Source organism: Idiomarina sp. ST20R2A10, from assembly GCF_051842345.1.
Taxonomy (GTDB): Bacteria; Pseudomonadota; Gammaproteobacteria; order Enterobacterales; family Alteromonadaceae; genus Idiomarina; species Idiomarina loihiensis.
This window is the reverse complement of sequence record NZ_JBNIEY010000039.1, coordinates 1-326: the sequence shown is the minus strand read 5'-3', so window position 1 is coordinate 326 and position 326 is coordinate 1. Positions and strand designations below refer to the sequence as shown.

Annotated in this window: 1 protein-coding gene; it reads left to right on the top strand. The window is 52.1% G+C overall.

Annotated elements, in window-relative coordinates:
- Positions 1-326 (top strand): FAD-dependent oxidoreductase (locus ACP7H9_RS14240; RefSeq protein ID WP_439222937.1); only part of this gene is annotated, 326 nt, incomplete at both ends.

The window sequence follows — 326 nt, the reverse complement described above, 5'->3', positions numbered from 1 at the left end:
CACCGGGGCCCGACCCGCACAACCACCCATCCCCGGCTTAGCTGAAACCCCTTACCTTACTTCGACAAGCGCATTAGAGCTAAATGACATTCCTAAGAGCCTCCTTATTATTGGAGCCTCGGTCGTTGCTCTTGAGTTAGCACAAGCCTTCGCGCGTCTCGGTAGTGACGTTACTGTTTTGGCCCGCAGTCGAGTGTTATCCCAAGACGAGCCTGCCATTGGTGAAGCAATAGCGACTGTTTTTGATCGCGAAGGCATCAATGTGCTTGAGCATACAGAAGCCAGCGAAGTGCGTTACGACGGACAACACTTCATTCTCAAAACCA